This is a genomic window from Neisseria sp. HMSC068C12 (genome assembly GCF_001814095.1).
Lineage (GTDB): Bacteria > Pseudomonadota > Gammaproteobacteria > Burkholderiales > Neisseriaceae > Neisseria > Neisseria perflava.
Genome location: NZ_KV814777.1, coordinates 1 through 6761, shown reverse-complemented (window position 1 = coordinate 6761; position 6761 = coordinate 1). Strand labels below are relative to the sequence as shown.

Annotated in this window: 7 protein-coding genes and 1 pseudogene; all 8 read right to left on the bottom strand. The window is 50.3% G+C overall.

Going from position 1 to position 6761, the window contains the following annotated elements; all coding sequences use genetic code 11:
• Positions 1 to 35 precede the first annotated feature (35 nt).
• A pseudogene (locus tag HMPREF2952_RS00680) lies at positions 36 to 536 on the bottom strand (EamA family transporter RarD); the annotation flags it as partial.
• 140 nt (positions 537 to 676) lie between these two features.
• Positions 677 to 1456 (bottom strand): DNA adenine methylase, encoded by a 780-nt coding sequence (locus tag HMPREF2952_RS00675; RefSeq protein WP_083314035.1) that lies wholly within the window; start codon positions 1454 to 1456, stop codon positions 677 to 679.
• Between the two features lie 81 nt (positions 1457 to 1537).
• Positions 1538 to 1651: a zinc finger domain-containing protein gene (locus HMPREF2952_RS10775; protein WP_079453713.1), complete on the bottom strand. Its 114-nt coding sequence runs from the start codon at positions 1649 to 1651 to the stop codon at positions 1538 to 1540.
• Positions 1652 to 1839: 188 nt separating this feature from the next.
• A complete protein-coding gene (locus HMPREF2952_RS11380) occupies positions 1840 to 3102 on the bottom strand; it encodes a hypothetical protein (RefSeq protein WP_070646345.1) in 1263 nt (420 codons plus the stop codon).
• A gap of 75 nt (positions 3103 to 3177) precedes the next feature.
• Positions 3178 to 3408: a hypothetical protein gene (locus tag HMPREF2952_RS00665; protein WP_070646342.1), complete on the bottom strand. Its 231-nt coding sequence runs from the start codon at positions 3406 to 3408 to the stop codon at positions 3178 to 3180.
• Positions 3409 to 3491: 83 nt separating this feature from the next.
• Entirely contained in the window at positions 3492 to 5357 is a 1866-nt protein-coding gene (locus tag HMPREF2952_RS00660; RefSeq protein WP_070646339.1) for a hypothetical protein, read from the bottom strand.
• 11 nt (positions 5358 to 5368) lie between these two features.
• A complete protein-coding gene (locus tag HMPREF2952_RS00655) occupies positions 5369 to 5746 on the bottom strand; it encodes a hypothetical protein (RefSeq protein ID WP_070695170.1) in 378 nt (125 codons plus the stop codon).
• A gap of 3 nt (positions 5747 to 5749) precedes the next feature.
• Complete coding sequence (locus HMPREF2952_RS00650; protein ID WP_070695169.1) at positions 5750 to 6688, bottom strand: hypothetical protein; 939 nt, start codon at positions 6686 to 6688, stop codon at positions 5750 to 5752.
• Between the last annotated feature and the right edge of the window lie 73 nt (positions 6689 to 6761).

The window sequence follows — 6761 nt, the reverse complement described above, 5'->3', positions numbered from 1 at the left end:
AAGGTAAGATCAACCATTTAATCCGCTTACCCCAGATAATAAAACGGATAAGTACCGAACACCCATACAGTCGTCCACGAAAACGCGCCCGACCGCACCAATTCACATGCCACGCCTGCACACGCCAAGATTACCGCCACCCTCTGCAACCGGTTCAAACGCTCTTTAAACCAAATCCGTCCACCCAGCATCATCACCAAAGGAAACAGGAAATAACCCATGGCAATGTTTACTCCTTCCCCATTGACCGGCCCCCAGACAAACAGCCACAACTGGCTGGCAAATATCGGCGTCGGCAATACAATCAGCAGCCACCGTTTCCAATCCCGGCCGACTCCATAAGCAAAACGCATTGCCGCCAGCCAACCGCTGACCATCGTCATCAGCACGCACAAAGCCGACAGCATGGCGACCATGCGCCAGGCAAACACCTCCGTCCCCGTCATCGGCCTCATCCACATACCGTACAGAAACAGCATGGAAAACAACAAATTGGACGCTATCGCAGCCAGCAAACCTTTGGATAAATTCGTCATTTCAGACGGCCTTTTTGTAAGGTCGTGGCGGATTTGTCATAGTTTCGCGGAAATTTTGACACTTTTAAAAATATCGGCTGTGCCAAATAAATTGCAATTCAGAAATGAAAACAAAAGCGACGATACCGTCGCTTTTTATTTTACCAATTACATACGACCAATTCTCCACTGGTTTTACCAGTTTTATTTCTTCCGACCGTATAAGCCAATTCAAGTTGAGTGATACGGAAATCTTTAAACAATTCCCTGATATCAGGGTGGTCATTAATGGATAGCATGACCTTACCCTTACTCTCTGCCATTACCTTGGCCAGTAATTCATACTGCTCCCAGCCAAATGATTGGTCATAGCCTGCGGTCTGCCAATATGGTGGGTCTGCATAGAAGAAGGTGTGCTCACGGTCATATCGCTTGAAGCAACGATCCCACGATTCATTCTCTATATAAACACCTTTTAAACGGTCTTTAGCAGCCTTTAATTTAACCTCAATCTGAGACGCATCCCACGCTTTTGACGTGGTAGCTGTCCCAAAATGCTGATGGACGGTTTTGCCGCCGAAGGCGTTGTGTTGAAGGTAGAAGAAGCGAGCGGCACGTTGAATATCTGTCATGCATTCGGGCGGCGTGTTTTGCAGGCAGGAGAATGTCTCGCGGCTGGTCAGCGTCCACTCGAACTGACGGACGAACTCGTCGAAATGATGTTGTACCACACGATAGAGATTGATGAGCTGTCCGTTGATGTCGTTGAGTACCTCTACTTTAGCAGGCGTTGGGCGCATAAAGAACAATGCTGCGCCACCAGAAAACAACTCGACATAGCAAGAATGCTCGGGGAACATGGGCAAAAGATGTTTTGCCAAACGACGTTTGCCACCCATCCAGGGGATAATAGGTAATGTCTGTTGCATTTTTTGCATCATATATACTCCTAAATTATGGCATTCGCGATGCTCTAAATCAGATTTAATATGACGCTCAAAGGCATTCTTTTGATTTATTAATTAGCTGAAAGAATTGATGTTTTTACAACGAGCGCACTTTATTTGTACACAGCCGCTGCCTTTTGCCAGCAATTTCCCACAAAACTTACAGCGTAATTCACGATAGATTTGCATTTGCATCCACTCCTGTATCAGATAGAATGCCTCGGTCTCTAGAGACTAAGGCGGCCTTAGAAGTCAATGCAGGCATACTCTGCTTGGCTGGCGTAACAGTGTTGCCGCACTGTTACGTCGCCGTCCCACTTATATTTAAAATCCTCCCGAAGGCCGCCTTATTCAGACGGCCTTTTATTTATATTTGCCTACAAGTAGCGCAACTCTTTGGCTTTTGCGATGATACGTTCGGCGACTTTAGCCTCAACCGCCGGAAGCAGATGAGCACCGCCGTCCTGCGAGAGGGACAACGGCATTACGCCGTCTGTTTGCGCTTTTTTATCCGCCTCATTCGGCGTGAGGCCGCTATCCGTCCAAATCTGGTCAGATAAAATATATTGCTCAATATCAAAGACATTATTGCCATATTTAGACTTGAGCCAATTATTAAATTGATCCTTGAGCTGATGTCGGTATGGGTGGTTTTCTTTGGCCCAACCCGGCTTATTATCAGCCCATACAGTCAGGACAATATAACGGGGAGACTCTTTCGGCTGAACTTGTTGAATACATTTTTCAACATAGCTTTTGATTCGTTCTAAGACCGTCTGCCAGTTGCCGATATTTGCGCCGTTAATATCATTCTTGGCCGTTGCCAACACACAAATGCCATCGACACCGCCGCTGTTTTTCAGTCGTACCGGATATTTTTTACCCGGAACAACGCTATGAGCCTGGCTATCGCGCGGAATAACTTTAATATTGGCGGTTTGGCCGGTCATGACCGCCTCAATGTCATCGCCAATAATAACGACGGTAGAGTGCATACTGAAAGGCGTAACGCCTTCGCCGTAAACCAACTCGCCATCAACCATCACGCCATTCGCTTTTGCCGGAATAGTATCAACTTTAAAAGTAACTTCCACCGGACTGCCGTCCATCGACATCAAGGCATACGCAGCCAGGCTGCCCCCCTGTGCGTTGTTTACAACCGGCAGATTTTCAGCGGCGGCAACACTCACGGCCTGACCGCCGATACGCGCATTGGTAGAGTCCCCGAAGAAATTGAGGCTACGTTTCAATGCAGAAGGAGGGGAAGGAGGAGCTACCGGGCGTTCCGCTTCTTTAGGCGGAACCACAGGGCCCGACGGCATAACGGTATGACGTCCATGCTCGACCGGTGCGCCAATATATTGAATGCCGAATCGGTCGCCTTGCTGCAAGGTATCAGTAATATTTTCAGGCTTGGCACAATAACGCAGATCAATAATACAATTGTGCGGCTGAACAAGAGCGTAGCCGTCTTGCTCATCGGTTAACGCGACTAATTTATTTTTATTATCACGCAAAGAGAAATTGACCCAATCACCGGCACGCGTACCATCCGGCACTTTTACCTTCACACGCGTCAAGGCAGTGGCTTCAAATTTTAAAATGTCGCCGATACCGACACCCAACACTTCAGTTCGCACAAAACCTCCTCAAAATAATAATAATTATTTTAAGACGTTATACGAAAGCAACGCCTGGCTATACTGCACTTAGCCTTATACGCCAAGCTCTAAAACAGTAGTATCGGGAGCCTGCCCAAGGATACGGTTGCTCAAGACATCATAAAACACGCGCTGATTTAAAGCGGCTTGTCCGCTTAAAACAAGATTGCCGCCGCTTTGCGTTTGCGCCGCCCATGAGCCGCCGCCCAAATCGCCCGTTATTTTGGCAATGCCGCGCTGTTCGCGCCTGAGCAGTGCCGTCAGGTTTTGATACAGATTAGTCATTTTGTTATCCTCAACAAAAAGATAAAAGGCCGTCTGAACATGGCTTTCAGACGGCCTTTAAAGCATCTTTAAACCAGCTTTAATCACTCGTCAAAATAGCGGTCTATCGTTACATTTTGAGTCACGACAGGCGCGTCGTTTTCGATTTTGACTTCGACCGACACACCAACCACCACGCCTTGCCAGCTTCCCGAAGGCTCATTGATTTGCCAAATCTCGCCTAAATTCGCCATAGGAATGGCGTATTTATCCGATACCGGCAAAGACACCGTTTCGCGCTTATGCACACCGGTTTCGCTTAACGCGGCAATCCCTGCGGCGAGCAAGACCGGCTGGTCGGTATAAAGCGTATTGGTCAGCGCGGAGGCACGCGGCTCGCGGTTACTGCCGTTGCGGTACACATCCGCGCCTTTGCCCTTGTTATGGCTCGGCCAAACATAAACCCCATTGGCGCGCTCCGATACATTGCGCTGGCCGCTGATGCTGAAAATCACGCTGACAGGGACACTGACATCGGCAGGCGCATCGGAAACCTCCCAAGAAGCCTTTTTCCATTTAGGCTTAAAGCGGATAACCGGCCTAGCGCGGTCGCTCTCCACAAATCCCCCGGCGGCTTGAGCCAGCTCTTGCAAAACAGCAATCGGCGTTTTATCGGTCAACGAATACACATCTCCCGGAATCAACCAATCAGCCATCGTCCAGCCGTCCAAATCCACGCCTGTCGGGCGTAAAACCTCCGTTGCGATTTGTTGCGCATAAATCGGATTGCGGTATGTACCGCGGCCTTTAGGCGCATAGTCCGCGCCCAAACGGGCGGTAACACTGCGGCCGGTTACCGTATAGCTCTTTTGCCCAAAGCGGCGGTTGTCGCTGTAATCCTCGGCGAGGATGACAAAAGTATCCGCATTGATTTGCACCGCGATTTCGGCCTCCCGGCCTTTCGGGCGGACATCAGGATTAATCTTAGCGAAATCATCGGGCGAAACAGTCAAACTGCCTTGCCAGCAATAACCGGCAGTGTCCGTCGTAAAGGAAGCAGAAAACAGCCCGATCGGCTGGCCGTCAACCGTAGCCTTAATAATATTTTGCATGATATATCCGTCTAAAACAGGAGTGCTTACCGTATCAAAACAAGCAAACGGCAGCGGAATATGGCGCGCATCGTGTGCAATCTTTTTGCGGTAAAACCGCAGGTGCAGACGGTTTGAAGGCGGGCGGATACCGCAAACATAAGTTTCAGGAACCGGCTCTGGCTCAACCGGAATCTCATAATACTCGCAAGGCACAGCCAAAGCAGGCAGGCTTTGCGAATGCGCACAGCGTGCCAATACCGCCGCCTCGCGCACCTCCGACACCAAACAATCGCCAACCGGCGCATCATCGGAAAACACACTCTCCGAACACGCCGCCAAAGCCTCGCCAAGACCCGCCGCCGATTGATCCGCATTACAGCCGCTTAGAAACAAATCATCGGGGAAAGCATCATGCAGACAGCCGTCCAGGCCATCCATTCCGGCCTGCTCCGCCTGCATACAACCGGCAACCCCGTCAGACAAGCCGACCGTTTCATGCAGGCAGCTTTCCAACTCAGGCATATCCGAAAAGGCCGTCTGAAAACAAACCGCCTCCCCGACAGCCTCCGCCGTTATCCCCGACACTTGGGCAGCAATGCCGCCCAAATCATAACGACCGGCCGCGCACACTGCCTGCGTTGACACCGCCTGCTGCACAAAGCCCCACGCCCCCGAAACAGTCGCATAACCATCCGGAGGGCGGTACGGATTAGGCTTAGGCGGCGTATCAGGAACAATCTCGCCGCCGTCTTCAATATGGCGTAAAGGCCGTCTGAACGCCAACGGCAAGAACCTGGACGGCGGACGGGAGCCAATCGCCAAACCGAAAGGCAAAGGGATACGCGCCGAATCAGCATAAATTTTGTCTTCGGACATTTCAGACGGCCTCAACCGCCGCCGTCACGCTCGACATAAGGCTTAATAAAATCATAAGAAACAGGCTCGTATTGCTTTTTATAATCCGTCGCCACCATCAAATACTCCTCGTCTTCCTTAAGCCGGTCGAAGCGGTAGCTGCCGTCTTCCGCGCTCCAAGTATCGGCGATGCAGTACATATTAGGCCGGAAAAACAGGTAAATACGGCGCGAAGCCGGCTGGCCGCCTACCGTAACAATGCCCGTACCTTCGCCGGCAATATAGCCATGGCCGCCGTATTTCCAATGCGGTGACTTGACAGCACGGCTTCGCGCAATCCGGTTGACGACTTTGCCGCGCAGCTTGCCGCGTTTAACGGCAAGACGGCTGCGGAAAACATAATTCGGCATGGCTTACAGCTCCCAGGCCGTGAGGTTGATCAGCAGGCCGGAATGATTACTAAAAACTTTGACATACATCCATGCATCGCCGGAATTGTCTAAATTATCGTAAACAGTACCTTGCGGGATAACACTGTTACTCGGCATCGCTTCGTTAGTACGCATCAAACCCGGAACTAAGCCGCGAATCGCATATTTACTGCCATTAAGTTCCTCAAAAAGATACAGGTCGGAAGCCGTAAAGCCGCCACTGATTGGGCTTGGATAAGGGGAAGCGGATTCAACCACATTAGCACCACAATAAAATTTATTTGGCGCATCCCCCTTGTAATCACGCATGGCCGAGCAATAAAAATTGGAGTAGTCAGCAAGATTAAAATAATATTCGCTTCCGTACGCCCCCAGACCCAATAGGTTTTGATGCTCGTCAGCCACCGCCAAGCTTGGAAACTCCCCAAAATAAAGTACAGGGCTGCCTACCGAATTGCCCGGACTCAGCAAAACAAGGGCGAAGGCACGTGCATGACCTACTAAAACCCATTTCAATCTGAAACTATTGTCGTAATAACCGGAGCTAGCAAATCGAACCCTACTCGAATTACGCCAAACATACTGAACCGCCTTGCCCGCTGTAGCAGATGTCGGCTCCAAAATCCCACAGACATCGGCATAACGATTATTTCTGTCGCCGCCTGCAAGATACTTCGTATCATCCACCCCCAGCCACCACTTTGTCGCCTTCGGGTGCGTACTGCGGAAACAAGCTTCTTGCGTCTTTTCAAACGCCATTTCCCAGCCCAGCCCGTCCTTACGTTTATTACCTTCGCCGTAACCGGTAACCAAGCAGGCTTTTAAAATCGTTTTAATGCTGCCTGCCGCCGATTCAACCTGCGGCGCACCCTCGTCATCCCAGCGGTAAACCTTTACCGGCACACGTTGCGTATCAAACATTTCAGACGGCCTTTCTTTTTAAATGGTTTTTAAAACCAAATTAAAACAAAAGCCCCGAAAATCGGGGCTTGGC